Origin of the sequence: Planobispora rosea, assembly GCF_014648175.1 — a bacterium.
Lineage (GTDB): Bacteria > Actinomycetota > Actinomycetes > Streptosporangiales > Streptosporangiaceae > Planobispora > Planobispora rosea.
Genome location: NZ_BMQP01000005.1, coordinates 209,508 through 226,353, shown reverse-complemented (window position 1 = coordinate 226,353; position 16,846 = coordinate 209,508). Strand labels below are relative to the sequence as shown.

General features: G+C 72.0%; 14 protein-coding genes and 1 pseudogene. 6 read left to right on the top strand and 9 right to left on the bottom strand.

Annotated elements, in window-relative coordinates:
- Positions 1-160 precede the first annotated feature (160 nt).
- Positions 161-1,195, top strand: a complete 1,035-nt coding sequence (locus tag IEZ08_RS07210; protein ID WP_068924147.1) for a GNAT family N-acetyltransferase — start codon at positions 161-163, stop codon at positions 1,193-1,195.
- A gap of 102 nt (positions 1,196-1,297) precedes the next feature.
- Here IEZ08_RS07210 and IEZ08_RS07205 read toward each other — a convergent pair.
- Positions 1,298-1,940: pseudogene (locus IEZ08_RS07205) on the bottom strand (Clp protease N-terminal domain-containing protein); the annotation flags it as partial.
- Positions 1,941-2,195: 255 nt separating this feature from the next.
- On the opposite strand from IEZ08_RS07205, the gene nadE reads away from it, so the two are divergent.
- Entirely contained in the window at positions 2,196-3,026 is an 831-nt protein-coding gene (nadE, locus tag IEZ08_RS07200; RefSeq protein ID WP_068924145.1) for an NAD(+) synthase, read from the top strand.
- Between the two features lie 11 nt (positions 3,027-3,037).
- Here the strand turns inward: nadE and IEZ08_RS07195 are convergent, their stop codons facing one another.
- Complete coding sequence (locus IEZ08_RS07195) at positions 3,038-3,334, bottom strand: putative quinol monooxygenase (RefSeq protein WP_068924144.1); 297 nt, start codon at positions 3,332-3,334, stop codon at positions 3,038-3,040.
- A gap of 144 nt (positions 3,335-3,478) precedes the next feature.
- On the opposite strand from IEZ08_RS07195, the gene pdxR reads away from it, so the two are divergent.
- Together pdxR and add are read left to right on the top strand one after the other, a co-directional pair.
- A complete protein-coding gene (gene pdxR, locus IEZ08_RS07190; protein ID WP_084780248.1) occupies positions 3,479-4,939 on the top strand; it encodes a MocR-like pyridoxine biosynthesis transcription factor PdxR in 1,461 nt (486 codons plus the stop codon).
- Between the two features lie 90 nt (positions 4,940-5,029).
- Positions 5,030-6,040 (top strand): adenosine deaminase, encoded by a 1,011-nt coding sequence (gene add / locus IEZ08_RS07185; RefSeq protein WP_141704104.1) that lies wholly within the window; start codon positions 5,030-5,032, stop codon positions 6,038-6,040.
- Between the two features lie 12 nt (positions 6,041-6,052).
- Here add and IEZ08_RS07180 read toward each other — a convergent pair whose 3' ends face one another.
- Complete coding sequence (locus IEZ08_RS07180) at positions 6,053-6,460, bottom strand: nuclear transport factor 2 family protein (protein WP_203863273.1); 408 nt, start codon at positions 6,458-6,460, stop codon at positions 6,053-6,055.
- Positions 6,461-6,519: 59 nt separating this feature from the next.
- Between IEZ08_RS07180 and IEZ08_RS07175 the strand changes: the two genes are divergently transcribed.
- Positions 6,520-7,092 carry a TetR/AcrR family transcriptional regulator gene (locus IEZ08_RS07175; RefSeq protein ID WP_189241876.1) on the top strand — a complete coding sequence of 191 codons (573 nt, stop codon included), beginning with the start codon at positions 6,520-6,522 and terminating at the stop codon, positions 7,090-7,092.
- 39 nt (positions 7,093-7,131) lie between these two features.
- On the opposite strand, the gene pgl is transcribed toward IEZ08_RS07175, so the two are convergent.
- The 6 genes from pgl to tkt form a co-directional block, all read right to left on the bottom strand.
- Complete coding sequence (pgl, locus tag IEZ08_RS07170; protein ID WP_068924140.1) at positions 7,132-7,905, bottom strand: 6-phosphogluconolactonase; 774 nt, start codon at positions 7,903-7,905, stop codon at positions 7,132-7,134.
- 76 nt (positions 7,906-7,981) lie between these two features.
- Positions 7,982-8,893: a glucose-6-phosphate dehydrogenase assembly protein OpcA gene (gene opcA / locus IEZ08_RS07165; RefSeq protein ID WP_068924139.1), complete on the bottom strand. Its 912-nt coding sequence runs from the start codon at positions 8,891-8,893 to the stop codon at positions 7,982-7,984.
- Between the two features lie 34 nt (positions 8,894-8,927).
- Positions 8,928-10,607, bottom strand: coding sequence for a glucose-6-phosphate dehydrogenase (zwf, locus tag IEZ08_RS07160; RefSeq protein ID WP_229802962.1), 1,680 nt, complete (start codon positions 10,605-10,607; stop codon positions 8,928-8,930).
- Complete coding sequence (locus tag IEZ08_RS07155) at positions 10,607-12,238, bottom strand: phosphoglucose isomerase-related protein (protein WP_189241875.1); 1,632 nt, start codon at positions 12,236-12,238, stop codon at positions 10,607-10,609. The genes zwf and IEZ08_RS07155 overlap by 1 nt, the downstream gene beginning before the upstream one ends.
- A gap of 3 nt (positions 12,239-12,241) precedes the next feature.
- Positions 12,242-13,345 (bottom strand): transaldolase, encoded by a 1,104-nt coding sequence (gene tal / locus IEZ08_RS07150; RefSeq protein WP_189241874.1) that lies wholly within the window; start codon positions 13,343-13,345, stop codon positions 12,242-12,244.
- Positions 13,346-13,347: 2 nt separating this feature from the next.
- Positions 13,348-15,381 (bottom strand): transketolase, encoded by a 2,034-nt coding sequence (gene tkt / locus IEZ08_RS07145; protein WP_229802970.1) that lies wholly within the window; start codon positions 15,379-15,381, stop codon positions 13,348-13,350.
- A gap of 414 nt (positions 15,382-15,795) precedes the next feature.
- Here tkt and IEZ08_RS07140 point away from each other — a divergent pair, with 414 nt between their 5' ends.
- Positions 15,796-16,773 carry a heme o synthase gene (locus tag IEZ08_RS07140; protein WP_068924135.1) on the top strand — a complete coding sequence of 326 codons (978 nt, stop codon included), beginning with the start codon at positions 15,796-15,798 and terminating at the stop codon, positions 16,771-16,773.
- Positions 16,774-16,846: the final 73 nt, after the last annotated feature.

The following is a 16,846-nucleotide window of genomic DNA, read 5'->3' as shown; positions in this document are numbered from 1 at the left end:
TATCCTGCTATATCCGTCAATTCGGCCATAGTGTCCCACGAAAACCGTTGTACAACCGCGTCATGAGTGATCTTTGCGGACGTAACGGCGGCCTCATCCTCACGTAGCGGTGCTGTAACAGCGTCCTGGCAGGTTTGTCCGTGACGGAGGGAGCGTTCTGATGGGATTCCTCAGGATTCGTACGACGGTGGACGAGCGACCGGGACGGCTGGCGTCGCTGGCCGCCGCGCTCGCTGAGAAGGGCGGCAACATCCTCGGCCTGAGTGTCCAGCCGGACACCGACGGCACCGTGGACGAGTTCGTCGCGGAGATCCCGGCCGGCCCGGAGGCCGTACGCGAGGCGCTGGAGGCGGCCGGCGGGCGCCGGGTGCAGGTCGTCCCGGCCACCGCGCACGAGCTGACCGACGAGCCCACCCGCGTCCTGCTGCTCGCCTCCCGGCTGCGGACCACGCCCTGGCGGCTGCCCGAGCTTCTGAAGGAGCTGCTGCGCGCCGACGACGCCCGCTGGGTCTACGGTTCCGACATGAGCGACCTGCCCGACCCGACCCTGCTGACCGTGCCCGTCGCCCCCCGCCGGGCGATCCGGCTGCGCCGGGCCGAGCTGCCCTTCACGCTGACCGAGGCCGCCCGGGCCGCCTCGTTCGTCCGGCTGGCGCAGCCCCCGGCCGACCCGGCGGGCTCCACCGAGCGCGCGGTCAAACTGCCCGACGGCACCGAGACGCAGGTCAGGCCGCTCACCCGGCTCTACCGCGAGGCCGTGCGCGATCTGCACGACCGCTGCTCACCCGGGACCCGCCGCTTCCGCTACTTCACGTCGATGCCCGCGCTGCCGGACCGCGTCTTCGACCGGCTCTGCGACCGCACCCGCGGCCACTCCCTGGTCGCCGGGTACGACGGGCAGGTGATCGCGCTGGCCAACCTGATGTTCACCCCCGACCCGGGGATCGCCGAGATGGCCTTCCTCGTCGAGGACCGCTGGCAGGGCATGGGGCTGGGCACGGCGCTGGCCAGGATGATCATCGCCGAGGCCCGCGACCTGGGCTTCGCCGAGGTGAAGGCGACCCTGCTCTCGGACAACGCGCGCATGCGCAGACTGCTGCTCTCGCTCGGCGCGACCCTGAGCTACACCGAGGACCCCGGCGTGGTGGAAGCCAGGCTGGCGATAGGCGTGATGGCGGCGGCGTCCCCGAGCTGACCCATCACTCGCTCCGCCGATCCGGGAGAGCTCAGGGGCTCCCGGATCGGCGGATCACTCGTTTCGCTCGTTTCCGGAGACCCTCGTTCCGGAATCCTCCGGGCCCTCGGGCACTCCGGTGCGGGTACTTCCGGGATCACTCCTTCTCCGGAGGGTCCTCACCCGGCGCGCCCGGGTCCGGCGGGGCGCCCATGGCGTCCAGGCGCCGCTCGATCCGGTCCAGGCTCTCCTGGATCCGCTCCAGCCGCGTGGCGAGCGACGACCTCACGGAGACGAACGCCTCCTGCCCGGCCGAGGCCCGCTCCCGGCGCTCGCTCCGGAGCAGGTCGATCACCTGGGCCCGTACGGCCTCCAGCCCCACCCCCTGCCGGGTGAGCACCTGGGCCGCGACGCCCTCCTCCTCGCGGACCAGGCCGAGCAGGATGTGCTCGGTGCCGATGTAGGTGTGGTGCAGGTGGAGCGCCTCCCGCAACGACAGCTCCAGCACCTTCTTGGCGCGCGGGGTGAACGGGATGTGGTCGCCCGGCGGGCTGGACCCCTGGCCGATGATCTCCTCGACATCGCGGCGCACCTGCTCCAGGCTGACCTCGAAGGCCTGCAGCGCGAGGGCGGCGGTGCCCTCCTCCTCGCCGATCAGCCCGAGCAGGAGGTGCTCGGTGCCGATGTAGTTGTGTTTGAGCCGGCGGGCCTCCTCCTGGGCCAGGACCACGACGCGACGGGCACGGTTGGTGAAACGCTCGAACACGGGGGAGCCTCCGTGAGGGATCGGTTGCCCTTTCACCCACTATGCGCCTGCCTGCCTGGCCATTGGGAAGACAGATCGCCAGATAATCCCATCTGTCTCCTCTGCGGGGCCCTGGAGGCGGCGGCGACCGAGCCGCCCACCCTTGGATCGGGACGTGGCGGCCTCCGGCTAAAGTGCTCCCGTCCCCTGCGCGCGCCCGCGCTCCCGGCCCGGCGGTGCGCAGGTCCTGCCCGTGCGCCCGACCGAGGAGCGACAGTGACCGACCCGGCGACCATGTCCCTGCAGCAGGAGATCGCCCGGGATCTCCAGGTGAGCGCGTCCTTCGACGCGGAGCGGGAGATCGAGCGCCGGGTGGCCTTCCTCGCCGACCGGCTGGTCTCCACGGGCCTGCGCTCGCTGGTGCTGGGCATCAGCGGCGGCGTGGACTCCACGACCACGGGCCGGCTGTGCCAGCTCGCCGTCGAGCGGGTCCGCGCCACCGGGCGGGAAGCGGTGTTCTTCGCGATGCGGTTGCCGTACGGCACCCAGGCCGACGAGAAGGACGCGCAGCTGGCGCTGGAGTTCATCCGGCCCGACCGGGTCCTGACCGTCGACGTGAAGCCCGCCAGCGACGCCGCGCTGGAGACGCTCCTGGCCGGCGGCATGGTCTTCCGCGACGCGCACCACCAGGACTTCACACACGGCAACATCAAGGCCCGGCAGCGCATGATCGCCCAGTTCGCGGTGGCGGGCGCGAACGACGGTCTGGTCGTGGGCACCGACCACGCCGCCGAGGCGGTCTCCGGCTTCTTCACCAAGTTCGGCGACGGCGCGGCCGACGTGGTGCCGCTCACCGGCCTCACCAAGCGGCGCGTACGGGCCGTGGCGCAGGCGCTGGGCGCACCGTCCACGCTGGTCGGCAAGACCCCGACCGCGGACCTGGAGACGCTGAACCCGGGCAGGCCCGACGAGGAGGCGCTCGGCGTCACCTACGACGACATCGACGACTTCCTGGAGGGCAAGCCGGTCGACGAGGCCGCCTTCGAGGTCATCGTCCGCCGCTACCGGCTCACCGAGCACAAGCGGCAGCCGCCGATCGCCCCCTGAGCCGGCCTCCGTCAGTCGAGGAAGTGAACCTCGAGACCGCCGTCGAGCAGGTCGGCGGTCCGGGCGATGAACCCCGTGATGTGCGGGGACCTCAGGTTCTCGGCGTGGTCCTCTGGGCGGCGCCACACCTCGTAGAACCAGAACCGGGCGGGCTCTCCCACCTCGGTGTGGAGGTCGTAGGCCAGGCAGCCCGGTGCCCGGCGGGTCGGTTCGACCAGGGCGGTCAAGGCGTCGCGCAGGGCGGCCTCCCGGCCGTCCTTCGCGCGCATCCGCGCGATGACGGTCAGGGGGGAGTCCGTCGATGTCATGGAGAGCTCCTCGGTGATTCTCAGTGGTCTTCAGTGACCCTCGGGGATCTTCAGTGACCCTCGGGGATCCTCAGGGGGACGAGCCCTGGAACAGGGCCGATCCAGAGGTTAGGGCGGACTGGTCCGGTGATACAGTCCACTTGCATGCCGCTAAACCGGACCAATCGCATCACCGGCCTTCTCCTTGACGTGCCCGACGACGGACGGGCGCTGCACGAGCGCCTGACGGCCGCGATCAGAGGCGCCATCCTGGCGGGCCGTCTCAGCCCCGGCGACGCGCTTCCCCCGAGCCGGGCGCTCGCGCAGGAGCTGAGCTGCTCGCGGTGGGTCGTCAACGAGGCGTACGGACAGCTCGTCGCCGAAGGGCACCTCACGGCGCGGCAGGGTTCGGGCACGCGGGTGGCACCGGACGTGCCGGCGCGATCGGCCGTCCCGCCGGCCGTACCCCCCGTGCGGGCACCTTCTCCGGTCGTGGCCGATCTGCGGCCGGGAGCACCCGACGTGGCGCGCTTTCCCGCCGCGGCCTGGAACCGGGCGACGCATCACGTCCTCATGGCCGGCGGGGGCTCGGACGTGTTCCCCCCGGCCGAGGGTGTGCGGCGGTTGCGCGAGGTCGTATCCGGCTACCTGGGACGGACCCGAGGGGTGACGGTCTCGCCCGAGGAGGTGGTCATCACCTGCGGCACCACCCACGCGGTGGGACTGCTGGCGGGTGTTCTGGCCCGGCGCTCCGCGTCGCTGCTGGCGGTGGAGGATCCCGGCTGGAGGCGGTTCGACGATGCGGCCGTCCACGCGGGGCTGGCGATCGAGCCGGTGGCCGTCGACCGCGAGGGCATCGACGTCGGGCGGCTGCGGCGAACGGACCCGGACGCGGTGCTCTGCTCGCCCGCCCACCAGTTCCCCACCGGCGCGGCGCTGTCGGCCGGACGGCGGCGGGCGCTGCTGGCGTGGGCGGCCGAGCGCTCGGCCGTCGTGCTGGAGGACGACTACGACGCCGAGTTCCGGTACGACCGCAAGCCGATCGGGGCGCTGGCGGCCCTCGACCGGGACAACATCGCCTACCTCGGCTCCGCGAGCAAGACCCTGCACCCGGGCCTGCGGATGGGATGGATGGTTCCCCCCGCGCGCCTGAGAGACCCGGTGATCGAGGCTCTCGAAAGGTCCGGCGCGGGCCCCGGCGTGTTCGACCAGCTGGCGCTCGCCCGGCTCATCGACGCCGGCGACTACGACAGGCACCTGCGCCGCGCCCGCGCGTTGTACCGCGAGCGCCGGGAAGCGGTGCTCACGGCCCTGCGCGGCCATTCCGTCATCCGCGACGCCGGTCCCGTCGAAGGGATCGCCGCGGGGCTGCACCTGGTGCTCCCGCTGCCGCCCGGGCACGACGACCGCGAGGTCGCCGACCGCCTGGAGCGCCGGGGGGTGCTCGTGATGCCCCTGTCGCGCTACGCCCGCCGCCGCCTCCGGCCCTCCCTGGTCATCGGGTACGGCCGGCTCTCGCCGGCTCGGGCGGGCCTCGCCGCGGCGGAGATCGCGGCGGTACTCGAAGACCGCGCACGGTTCTCGCCGCGCCGGGCTTCGTCGCCGGCCGGTGCGGGTCGTCCCTGACTCGAAGAGCACAGGCAAGGCTTACATTTTGATGTTAAATTCAGCGCGAATCTCTGTCATTGCTGGAAAGGGATGCCTAGGGTCGGCGGCATGACGATCCACGCGTTCATCGACGCCCTCCCCAAGGTCGAGCTCCACGTCCACCTCATCGGCTCCGCCTCCGTGCCGACCGTGCTGGAGCTGTCCCGCCGCCACCCCGGCAGCCGCGTGCCGACCACGGAGGAGGAACTGCGGGGGTTCTACGTCTTCCGGGACTTCGCCGACTTCGCCCGGGTCTACCAGGCGGTCAACGCGCTGGTCCGCGAGCCCGAGGACGTGGCGACCCTGGTGACGGGCCTGGCCAGGGACCTGGCCGGGCAGAACGGGCGCTACGTCGAGGTGACGGTCACGCCGTACGCCCACCACGTCGTCGGAATGCCGATGAGGGCCGTCACCGAGGCACTGGACATCGCCGCCCGGCGCTCGCTCGACGAGCACGGCGTCCGGGTCGGCTACATCTTCGACATCCCGGGCGAGTACGGCGCCGAGGCCGCCCGGATCACCCTGGACCACGCTCTCCAGGAACCTCCCCAGGCATTGGTAGCTTTCGGCCTGGCCGGGATCGAACAGGAGCGCGTGCACCACCGCGACGCCTTCCGGGACGCCTTCCGCGCCGCCACGGCCGCCGGCCTGCACAGCGTCCCGCACGCGGGGGAGATGACCGGCCCTGAAACCGTCTGGGAGGTCGTCGACCACCTCGGCGCCGAGCGCATCGGCCACGGCATCTCCTGCCTGCACGACCCCCGCCTGATGGCGCACCTGCGCGAGAGGCAGATCCCGCTGGAGGTCTGCCCCACCTCCAACGTGTGCACCGGCCAGGTCGCCGACATCAAGGAGCACCCGCTCCCGCGCCTGCTCCAGGAGGGCCTGTTCGTCACCCTCAACAGCGACGACCCGCCCATGTTCGCCACCACGCTGACCGACGAGTACCGCGTGGCCGCCGACGTCCTCGGCCTCGACCGCGCCGCCCTGACCGCCCTGGCCCGCAACGCCGTCACCGCCTCCTACCTCGATCCCCAGGCCAGGCGGACCCTCCTCGCCGAGATCGACGCCCTGTCATAGGCCGAGCGCGGATCAGAGGCCGAGCGCGGACAGCACCCGCCGCAGGTCCCAGTAGGCGCGCACCGCGACGATCCGCCCGTCGTCACCGATCCGGTAGACGAAGACGCCGTCGTAGTCCACCCGCGCGCCGCCGGGAAAGCGGATCGCGACCGAGGCGACGACCGCGGCCTCGTCGCCCGCGGGATGCACGGCGGCGACGTCGAACCGGACGTCGTTGGGGGCGACGGTGAGCTCCCAGAACCGTTCGAGCGCCTCCAGCCCTCTCAGCCCGGTCCCTCCGGGGTCCAGCGGTGAGCCGCCGACCGGGTCGTGGAGTACGGCGTCCGGGGCGTAACAGGCGAGCCAGGCGTCCCGGTCGCCGGCGCCGACCGCCTCCATCGCGGCGAGCGCGGCGACGGCCGCCGGGTGGGTGCCGCTCATAGTCATCCTCCGCAGGGTCGCGTGCTTGACGCGTGTCAAGCTACGGTTATGCTTGACACGTGTCAAGCACGCGACTGCGCATCCTCGGGGCCGCCCAACGGCTCATCGCCGGCCGGGGCACCGGGTTCACGATGGCCGATGTGGCCCGCGAGAGCGGCGTCTCCCGTCAGGCGGTCTACCTCCACTTCGCCTCGCGGGCGAGCCTGTTCATGGCCGTCGTGCGGCACATGGACGACACCGACGGGATCCGCCCGCGCTGCGAGCGGGCTCTGGCCGCGCCCGACCCCGTCGAGGCGCTGCGCGCCTTCCTGCGCGCCTGGCTCCGCTACGCGGACAGGATCCGTCCCGTCGCCTCGGCCCTGCTGGCTTCCCGCCACGACGACTCCGACACCGCCGCGGCCTGGGAGGACCGGATGGACGAGCTCCGCACGGGCTTCCTGGCGGCCACCCGCAGGCTCCGCGCCTCCGGCCTGCTCCGGCCCGGCCTGGATCCGGAGACCGCCGCCGACCTCGCCTGGGCGATGACCTCCGTCCCCGTCTGGGAGCAGCTCACCGTCGACCGCGGCATGAGCGCCCGCGACGCCGAGCACCACCTGACCGACGCCGTCACCGCCGCCCTCGCCGGCTGCTGACCTCTCCCCCTGATCCGCCCTCGCGGAGCCGCCTGCGGATCAGGGGGAGGAGATCCGGCCGAGGGAGGCCGGGATCTTGGCGGCGGAGCCGCGGTCCAGCAGGAACAGCGTGCGCTGACGGCCGCGGGCGCCCGCCGCCGGGACCTGCACCGGGCCGGAGTCCGACAGGGCCAGCCGTACGGCGCCCGCCTTGTCCTCGCCCGCCGCGACCACCCACACCTCGCGCGCGGCCTGGATCACCGGCAGCGTCAGCGAGATCCGGGTGGGCGGAGGCTTGGGGGAGCCGTGCACCGCCACCACCGGGCGGGTGTCGTACAGGGCGGGCATCTCCGGGAACAGCGACGCGATGTGGGCGTCCGGGCCCATGCCCAGCAGCAGCACGTCGAAGGAGGGCGCCGGGCCGTGGTCCTCGGGGCGGGCCGCGCGGCGCAGCTCCTCGGCGTAGGCCTCGGCGGACTCCTCGGCCGTCATCCCGGAGTCGGGACCGCGCATCACGTGCACGCGCGCCGGGTCGAGGTCGACGTGGTCGAGCAGGGCCTTGCGGGCGCCGGTCTCGTTGCGCTCGGCGTCACCGGAGGGCAGGAAACGCTCGTCGCCCCACCAGATGTCCAGGTTGCGCCAGTCGACGGCGTCACGGGCCGGGCTGGCGGCGATCTCGGCCAGCGTGGCGACGCCCACGCTCCCGCCGGTCAGGACCAGCGAGGCCGAGCCCTTGGCCGACTGGACGTCGACGAGGCGGGTGATCACCCGGGCGGCGACGGCCTTGGCGAGCATGTCGGCGTCGCGGTGGACGACGACGTTGGGAACACTCACAGCGCGTTCTCTCTCGAATCGTGGGGTTCGGGGGAGGAGAGTGCCCTGGGGGACGGCCCGCGGGGCACTCTCGCGATCATCCCTTGTGACTGCGGGCCACCCGGCGGATCGCGGCCTCGTAGACCTCGTCCGGGTCCAGCCGGCGCAGCTCCTCGGCGATCAGCTCCGAGGTCGGGCGGCGGGTCAGGGCGACCTGGCGGTCCGGCTGGCCCGGGCGCGACAGCGTGGCCAGCCGGGCGTCCGAACGGGTGATCGTGACGTCGCCGGCGGCCGTGGAGAGCGTCACCCTGGTCAGGCCGGGCCCGGCGGAGTCGGCGACCTTCACCGGCGCGCCGAGCCGCTCGCTGAGCCAGGCGGCCAGCAGCGGGGCGCTGGGGTGGTCGGCCGCGGCCTCCACGACGCCCTTCTTGACCTTGCCCACCGGCTGGTCGAACGCGGCGGCCAGCAGGCTCCGCCACGGGGTCAGCCGGGTCCAGGCCAGGTCGGTGTCGCCGGGGACGTAGGCCCGGGCCCGGCTCGCGATCGCCTTCACCGGTTCGGCCGCCGGGCGGGCGTCGACGATCCGGCGCTGGGCGAGCATCCCGACGGAGTCCTTGGCGGGGATGTCCGGGGAGTGCCTCGGCCACCAGGCCACCACGGGCGTGTCGGTGAGCAGCAGCGGGCTGACCACCGAGTCGGCGTGCTCGGTGAGCTCGCCGTACAGGCGGAGCAGGATGACCTCGCCGGGCGTGGACTCGCCGACGCGCAGCTCGGCGTCGAGCCGGTTGGGCTCGGCCGGGTCGCGGGCGATGACGACCAGGATCCGGGAGGGGTGCTCCCGGGCGGCCTCGGTCGCGGCGCGCACCGCGTCGTACTGCTCGCCCTCGTCGCAGACCACCACCAGCGTCAGCACCATGCCGACCGCCGGACTGCCCATCTGGTGACGCAGATGGGTGAGCTGCGCGGAGATCTTCGAGGCGGTCGTGTCGCTGAGCATGAAGCTCGTCATCGCCGTGCCCCTCCGCTGGGCGTGAAGCCCGTCATCACAGCCTCCTCCAGACGCGCCCGTCACGGGCCATCATCTCGTCCGCCGAGGCGGGACCCCAGCTGCCGGCGGGGTAGTCCTCCGGCACGCCCTGGGAGGCCCAGAACTCCTCGATCGGGTCGAGGATCTTCCAGGAGAGCTCCACCTCCCGCTGGTGCGGGAAGAGCGGCGGGTCGCCGATCAGCACGTCCAGCAGGAGCCGCTCGTACGCCTCCGGGGAGGACTCCATGAACGACTCGCCGTAGGCGAAGTCCATCGAGACGTCCCTGACCTCCATCGCGGTGCCCGGCACCTTGGAGCCGAAGCGCACCGTGATGCCCTCGTCCGGCTGGACCCGGATCACCAGCGCGTTGTGCCCGAGGATCTCGGTGTCGTCCTTGCTGAACGGCAGGTGCGGCGCCTTCTGGAACACCACGGCGACCTCGGTCACCCGGCGGCCCAGCCGCTTGCCGGTGCGCAGGTAGAACGGGACCCCGGCCCAGCGGCGGTTGGCGATCTCCAGCTTGATCGCGGCGTAGGTCTCGGTGATGGAGTCGGAGGGGATGCCCTCCTCCTGGGCGTAGCCGACGACCTGCTGGCCGCCCTGCCAGCCCGCCGCGTAGCGCCCGCGCGCCGTGGAGCGCGCCAGGTCCTGCGGGAGCTGCACCGCCTTGAGGACCTTCTCCTTCTCCCGGCGCAGCGAGTCGGCGTCGAAGGAGGTCGGATCCTCCATCGCCACCAGCGCCAGCAACTGGAGCAGGTGGTTCTGGATCACGTCGCGGGCCGCGCCGATGCCGTCGTAGTAACCGGCCCGGCCGCCGATGCCGATGTCCTCGGCCATCGTGATCTGGACGTGGTCGACGTACCCGCGGTTCCAGATCGGCTCGAACAGGTTGTTGGCGAACCGCAGCGCCATGATGTTCTGGACGGTCTCCTTGCCCAGATAGTGGTCGATGCGGAACACCGAGCTCTCCGGGAAGACCGCGCTGGTGATCGCGTTGAGCTCGTGGGCGCTCTTCAGGTTGTGCCCGAACGGCTTCTCGATCACCACGCGCCGCCAGGCCCCCTCCGGGCCGTGCGCCAGGTCGGTCCGCTTGAGCTGCTCGACCACGACCGGGAAGAACTTCGGCGGCACCGACAGGTAGAAGCCGTAGTTGCCGCCGGTGCCCCGGGTCTCGTCGATCTCCTTGAGCATCATCGCCAGCGCGTCGAACGCGCCGTCGTCGGTGAACTCCCCGGGGCAGAAGAAGATGCCCTCCGACAGCTGCTTCCAGACCTCCTCGCGGAACGGCGTACGCGCGTGCTGCTTGACCGCGTCATGCGTGAGCTGCGCGAAGTCCTGGTCGCGCCATTCGCGGCGGGCGAAACCGACCAGAGAGAAGCCCGGGGGCAGCAGCCCCCGGTTGGCCAGATCGTAGATCGCCGGAAGCAGCTTCTTGCGCGCCAGGTCACCCGTCACGCCGAACAGCACCAGCACGCACGGCCCCGCCACGCGGGGCAGGCGCTTGTCCCGCGGGTCGCGCAGCGGGTTGGCGGACACGGCCGCCTCGGTGGTGGCGGTGGTCGCCGCCGCGACGGCGGCGGCCACCGACTCCTCGGTGGCACCGGTGACCGTGGTGACCGCGGTCCCCCCGATGCGCGTCTTCCCCGGGCTCCCCGTCTTCTCCGGACTTCCCGTCCCCGGGCTTCCCTCGGTCATCACAGCTCCCGCGCCGCCGCGAGCAGGTGCGCGACCCCGGCCGCGCGGTCGGTCAGGTGCAGCCGTACGGCCGGACGGCCGCGCTTGACCAGGGCGCCCTGGTCACCGAGCGCCTGGGCGAGCTGGAGCCGGCCCAGGGTGTACGGCTTGCCGGGGACCTCCAGGTCGCCCTCGTTGGCCCCGGTGATCTGCAGGAACACGCCGTTCTGCGGCCCGCCCTTGTGGTACTGGCCGGTGGAGTGCAGGAACCGGGGGCCCCACCCGAAGGTGACGGGCCGGTCGGTCCTGGCCGCGAGCAGGCCCCGCAGGGTGAGCGGGTCGGCCGCGCTCCAGGCGTCGGTCATGTCGTCGAAGGAGGCGCCGTCGGCCACGGGGGCGTCGAAGGCCGCCTCCCGGTCGAGATAGGCCATGATCGCCATGTAGCCGTTCTCGGGGATGGCCTGCAGCAGCCTGGTGAGCACCTCCCGCAGGTCCTTGGCGCCCTCGGCCTCGGCGCCGTACACCTCGACGGGCCCCTCGACCAGGGCGGGCGTGTCGGCGGGCAGCTCGCCGGCGGCCAGCAGCGCGCCGGTGTTCTCCTTGGACTCGGTCACGTTCGGCTGGTTGAAGGGGTCGATGCCGAGGACCCGGCCGGCGATCGCCGTGGCGTACTCCCAGATGAGGAACTGGGCGCCCAGCGGGCCGCTGACCGTCACGGCGCCCCCGGACTCGATCCCGGCGACCAGCTCGTCGTCGGTCTCGTTCGGGTCGGCCCCGACGACCGGCAGGATGCCCTTGGCGGACTTGCCGGTGGACTCGGCGACCAGCTGCTCGATCCAGTCGGGCAGGCCGTTGATCTCCGACATGCTGTCCTCGAGGACGAGCTTGTCGCGCCCGGCGAGCGCGGCGGCGCCCAGGGCGGCGCCCAGGTCCAGGCCGGGGTTGCCCTCGGCCCGGGCCAGCAGCGGGCGCACCTCGGCGGCGTCGTCGAGGAGCTTCTCGACGTCGGCCCCGGCCAGCGCGCTGGGCACCAGGCCGAACGCCGACAGGGCGCTGTAGCGGCCGCCGACGTTGGGGTCGGCCAGGATGACCGGGTAGCCGGCCTCGATGGCGGCCTGCTCCAGCGGCGAGCCGGGGTCGGTGACCACGACGATCCGGCCGGCCGGGTCGATCCCGGCGTCGCGGAAGGCCTTCTCGTAGACCCGCCGGTGGCTGTCGGTCTCGACGGTGCCGCCGCTCTTGCTGGCCACCACGACGACGGTCCGGTCGAGCCGGTCGGCCAGGGCGCGGCGGACCTGGTGGGGGTCGGTGGTGTCGAGCACGGTCAGCGGCACGTCGGCGGTGTTGCAGATGACCTCGGGGGCGAGGGACGAGCCGCCCATGCCGGCCAGGACCACGTGGTCCAGGCCCTCGGCGCGGGCCCGCTCGACCAGCTTGCCGATCTCCGGGAGCAGCTCCCGGCTGGTGAGCGGGAGGCTGAGCCAGCCGAGGCGGACGGCCGCCTCGGCCTGCGCGTCCTCGCCCCACAGCGTCGGGTCGCCGTTCGCCAGGGCCTCGTGGACCCCCTCCGAGACGAGCCGCTGGATCGTCTCCGCGGTCTGCTCGGCCAGGCGTTCTTCGGCGATCGTCACATACGTGGGCGTCGCAGCCATGTCTCACGCCTTCCGGAGCTCGGCGGTGACGGTGGCCAGGAGCTCGTTCCAGGACGCCTCGAACTTCTCCACGCCCTCCTCCTCCAGCGCGCGCACCACGTCGTCGTAGTCGATGCCGATCTCCTTGAGCGCGGCCATGCTGTTCCAGGCCCGCTCGTAGGAGCCGCGGACGGTGTCGCCGGTGATCTTCCCGTGGTCGGCGACGGCGTCGAGGGTCTTCTCCGGCATGGTGTTGACCGTGCCGGGGGCGACCAGCTCGTCGACGTAGAGGGTGTCGGGGTAGCTGGGATCCTTGGTGCCGGTGGAGGCCCACAGCGGGCGCTGGGGACGGGCCCCGGCGTCGCGCAGCGCCTGCCAGCGCGGCGAGTTCATGACCTCCTCGAAGGCGGCGTAGGCCAGCTGCGCGTTGGCGACCGCGGCCTTGCCCTTGAGCGCCGCGGCCTCCGGGGAGCCGATCTTGTCCAGGCGCTTGTCGATCTCGGTGTCCACGCGGCTGACGAAGAAGGACGCCACCGACTCGATCGACGACAGGTCCAGGCCGGCGGCCTTGGCCTGCTCCAGACCGGCCAGCCAGGCGTCCATGACGGCGCGGTAGCGCTCCAGGGAGAAGATCAGCGTGACGTTGACGCTGATGCCCTCCGCCAGGGCCTGAGTGATCGCCGCCAGCCCCTCGACGGTCGCCGGAATCTTGATCATCAGGTTGGGCCGGTCGACCATCCACCAGAGCGCGCGGGCCTCGGCGATCGTCTTGTCGGTCTCCCGCGCCAGGCGGGGGTCCACCTCCAGGGAGACCCGGCCGTCGACGCCGCCGGTGGCGTCGTAGACCGGCCGCAGCACGTCGGCGGCCCAGCGGATGTCGTAGGTGGTGATGGCGCGGACGGCCTCCTCCACGTCGACGCCGCGGATGGACAGGTCGTGCAGCTGGGGGGTGTAGGCGTCGCCCTTGCTCAGCGCCGAGGCGAAGATCGTCGGGTTGGAGGTGACGCCGACCACGCCCTTCTCGCGGATCAGGGTCTCCAGATTGCCCGTACGCAGGCGCTCGCGGCTGATGTCGTCCAGCCAGACGGACACGCCGTGCCCGGAAAGGTTCTTGATGATCTCGCTCATGCTCAGTTTCCCGTCGTCTCGCCCTTGTCGGCCCCGGTCTTGGCCAGGCTGCCCTTGGCCGCGGCGACCACCCGCTCGGCGGTGAGGCCGAACTGTTCGAAAAGGGTCTTGTAGGGAGCCGACGCGCCGAAGTGCTCCAGGCTCACCACTACCCCCTCGTCCCCGACGAACTCCCGCCAGCCCAGTGCGATTCCCGCCTCGACGGCCACGCGCGCCCGCACCGCGGGGGGCAGCACGGTCTGCCGGTAGGCGGAGTCCTGGGCCTGGAACCACTCGACGCACGGCATCGACACGACCCGCGTGGGGATGCCCTCGGCCTCCAGGATCTCGCGGGCCTTGACGGCCAGCTCGACCTCCGAGCCGGTGCCGATCAGGACCACCCTGGGCTGGCCGTCGGAGGCGTCCTGCAGGACGTAGCCGCCCTTGGCGACCTTGCAGTGGTCGGCGGTGCCCTCGTAGACCGGCAGGTTCTGCCGGGTCAGCGCCAGCGCGGCGGGGCGGTCGGTGTGCTCCAGCACGGCCCGCCAGGCGGCGGCGGTCTCGTTGGCGTCGGCCGGGCGGACGACGTCCAGCCCGGGGATGGCGCGCAGCGCCCACAGGTGCTCCACCGGCTGGTGGGTGGGTCCGTCCTCGCCCAGGCCGATCGAGTCGTGCGTCCACACGTAGGTGACCGGCAGCTTCATCAGCGCCGCGAGCCGTACGGCGGGGCGCATGTAGTCACTGAAGACCAGGAACGTGCCGCCGTAGGGGCGGGTGCCGCCGTGCAGGGCGATGCCGTTGAGGATCGCCCCCATGCCGTGCTCGCGGATGCCGAAGTGCAGCGTCCGGCCGTACGGCCCGCCGGGGAACTCCTTGGTCTGGAACTCCTCGGGGATGAAGGACGGCTCGCCCTTCATCGTGGTGTTGTTGGACTCGGCCAGGTCGGCCGAGCCGCCCCACAGCTCGGGCAGGACCGGCGCGAGCGCGTTGAGCACCTCGCCGGAGGCCTTGCGGGTGGCGATGGACGATCCCGTCTCGAAGGTCGGCAGCGCCTTGCACCAGCCCTCGGGGAACTCCCGCCGGGAGATCCGGTCGAACGCGGCGGCGCGGTCGGGGTTGGCGGCCCGCCAGCGCTCGTAGACGGTTTCCCACTCGGCGCGGGCGGCACGGCCCCGCTGGACGACCTGGCGCGCGTGCTCCAGCACCGCGTCCGGGACGTTGAAGGACTTCTCCGGGTCCATGCCCAGGATCTTCTTGGTCGCGGCGATCTCCGCCTCGCCCAGCGCCGCACCGTGGATCTTGCCGGTGTTCTGCTTGTTCGGCGCGGGCCAGCCGATGACGGTGCGCAGCCGGATGAACGACGGCTTGTCGGTCACCCGGCGGGCGGCCTCCAGAGCCTCGTTCAGCGCCTGGACGTCCTCGACGTACTCGCCGGTCTGGGTCCAGTCGACCGTCTGGACGTGCCAGCCGTACGCCTCGTAGCGCTTGACGACGTCCTCGCTCAGCGCGATCTGGGTGTCGTCCTCGATGGAGATGTGGTTGCTGTCGAAGAGGACGACCAGGTTGCCCAGCTTCTGGTGGCCGGCCAGGGCGCTGACCTCGTGGCTGATGCCCTCCTCGATGTCACCCTCGGAGGCGATGCACCAGATCATGTGGTCGAACGGACTGGTGCCGGGCTCGGCGTCCGGGTCGAACAGGCCGCGCTCGCGGCGGGCGGCCATCGCCATGCCGACCGCGTTGCCGATGCCCTGGCCGAGCGGGCCGGTGGTGGTCTCCACGCCGGCGGTGTGGCCGTGCTCCGGATGTCCCGGGGTCAGGCTGTCCCACTGCCGCAGCATCTCCAGGTCGTGCAGGGTGAGGCCGTACCCCGACAGGTAGAGCTGGATGTAGAGGGTCAGGCTGGTGTGCCCGCAGGACAACACGAAACGATCTCTGCCCACCCACGTGGGGTCGGAGGGGTCGTGCCGCATCGTGCGCTGGAAAAGCAGATATGCGGCGGGGGCCAGGCTCATCGCGGTACCGGGGTGTCCCGATCCCGCCTTCTCTACCGCGTCCATCGCCAGGGCCCGCACGACGTCGACCGCCTGTCGGTCCAGGTCGCTCCATTCGAGGGCTGGCACGAGTTCGCTGCTCAAGTGCTCGATCTCCGGATCTAGTTGTGATGGTGCCGTTGCTGTGGCATTTCCCGCCCACATCGGACCCTAACGGTTCGGCCCGGTCACCGTGGCGCAAGGTCCGGTAGGCGAGTCGCCAGGAGTCATCAGGAGTCAGAAGAGAGTGGACGAACTACCCCATATGGGGTGACGTGCCGGGCGGTCCGTGCCCCCGTGCCGGGACCGGCCACAGGTGCAACTACAGTGAGGACCACGAATGCCGACCATGGAGCCGGATGACGCCCGCATACGCTCGCATCCCGCACCCGTCTGATCAGAGGTTACGCGTTGACCCCGCACGTGCAGGAAGCGCCCTAGATGGTGCTGACCGACAAGCAAGCGACGGCCGAGCAGCCGAAGGTCCCGTTCGCGAGGCCTGAGGAGGACGCGGCGGCGAACGCCGCGCCGCGCTCCTTCGGCGAGGTCGTGAAGGCCTACGTCGCCCTGACCAAACCGCGGATCATCGAGCTGCTGCTGATCACGACGCTGCCGGTGATGTTCCTGGCGGCCAAGGGACTGCCGCCGCTGTGGACCGCCGTCAACACGCTGGTTTTCGGCACCCTCTCGGCGGGCAGCGCGAACGCGCTGAACTGCTACGTCGACCGCGACATCGACGCGACGATGCGCCGCACCCGCCGCCGCCCGCTGGCGCGCGCGCAGGTCCCGCCGGGCAACGCGCTGATCTTCGGCCTCATCCTCGGGGTGCTGTCGACCCTCGGCCTCGGGCTCACGGTCAACTGGCTCGCCGCCGGCCTCTCGCTGGCCGCCAACCTGTTCTACGTCCTCGTCTACTCGATGATCCTCAAGCGGCGCACCGCCCAGAACATCGTGTGGGGCGGGCTCGCCGGCTGCATGCCGGTCCTGATCGGCTGGGCCGGCGTCACCGGCAGCCTCGACTGGGCCCCCGTGGTGCTGTTCGGCGTGGTGTTCTTCTGGACGCCCCCGCACACCTGGACCCTGGCCATGCGCTACAAGGAGGACTACGCCGCGGCGAAGGTCCCCATGCTCCCGGTGGTCGCCACCGAGCGCCGCGTGGTGCTGGAGAGCATCGCCTACACCTGGGCGACCGTGGCCTGCTCGCTGCTGCTGTGGCCCGTCGCGGGCACCACGCCGATCTACCCGGCGGTGGCCGCCGTCCTCGGCGCGGTCTGCCTGTGGGAGGCCCACGCGCTGCTGACCCGCCTCAACGCCGGCAAGACCGGCGTCGACCTGCGCCCCATGCGCTTCTTCCACTGGTCGAACGCCTACCTGGCGCTGCTCTTCCTCGCCGTGGCGATCGACTCCATGTTCGTCTGAGCCGTTCCTCCCGGCGGGCTGTTCCGCTGAGCCCCGGGCACCCGCTCCCCGGAGCGCTCCGGCTCCCGGGGGA

Bases quoted from the DNA above. Each gene is read 5' to 3' on its own strand.
- IEZ08_RS07210 (WP_068924147.1), top strand. From the start codon at position 161: ATGGGATTCCTCAGGATTCGTACGACGGTGGACGAGCGACCGGGACGG.
- IEZ08_RS07195 (WP_068924144.1), bottom strand. From the start codon at position 3,334: ATGACATCGACGGACTCCCCCCTGACCGTCATCGCGCGGATGCGCGCG.
- pdxR (WP_084780248.1), top strand. From the start codon at position 3,479: ATGCCGCTAAACCGGACCAATCGCATCACCGGCCTTCTCCTTGACGTG.
- add (WP_141704104.1), top strand. From the start codon at position 5,030: ATGACGATCCACGCGTTCATCGACGCCCTCCCCAAGGTCGAGCTCCAC.
- IEZ08_RS07180 (WP_203863273.1), bottom strand. From the start codon at position 6,460: ATGAGCGGCACCCACCCGGCGGCCGTCGCCGCGCTCGCCGCGATGGAG.
- opcA (WP_068924139.1), bottom strand. From the start codon at position 8,893: ATGACGAGCTTCATGCTCAGCGACACGACCGCCTCGAAGATCTCCGCG.
- zwf (WP_229802962.1), bottom strand. From the start codon at position 10,607: ATGACCGAGGGAAGCCCGGGGACGGGAAGTCCGGAGAAGACGGGGAGC.
- IEZ08_RS07155 (WP_189241875.1), bottom strand. From the start codon at position 12,238: ATGGCTGCGACGCCCACGTATGTGACGATCGCCGAAGAACGCCTGGCC.
- tal (WP_189241874.1), bottom strand. From the start codon at position 13,345: ATGAGCGAGATCATCAAGAACCTTTCCGGGCACGGCGTGTCCGTCTGG.
- tkt (WP_229802970.1), bottom strand. From the start codon at position 15,381: ATGGACGCGGTAGAGAAGGCGGGATCGGGACACCCCGGTACCGCGATG.
- IEZ08_RS07140 (WP_068924135.1), top strand. From the start codon at position 15,796: ATGGTGCTGACCGACAAGCAAGCGACGGCCGAGCAGCCGAAGGTCCCG.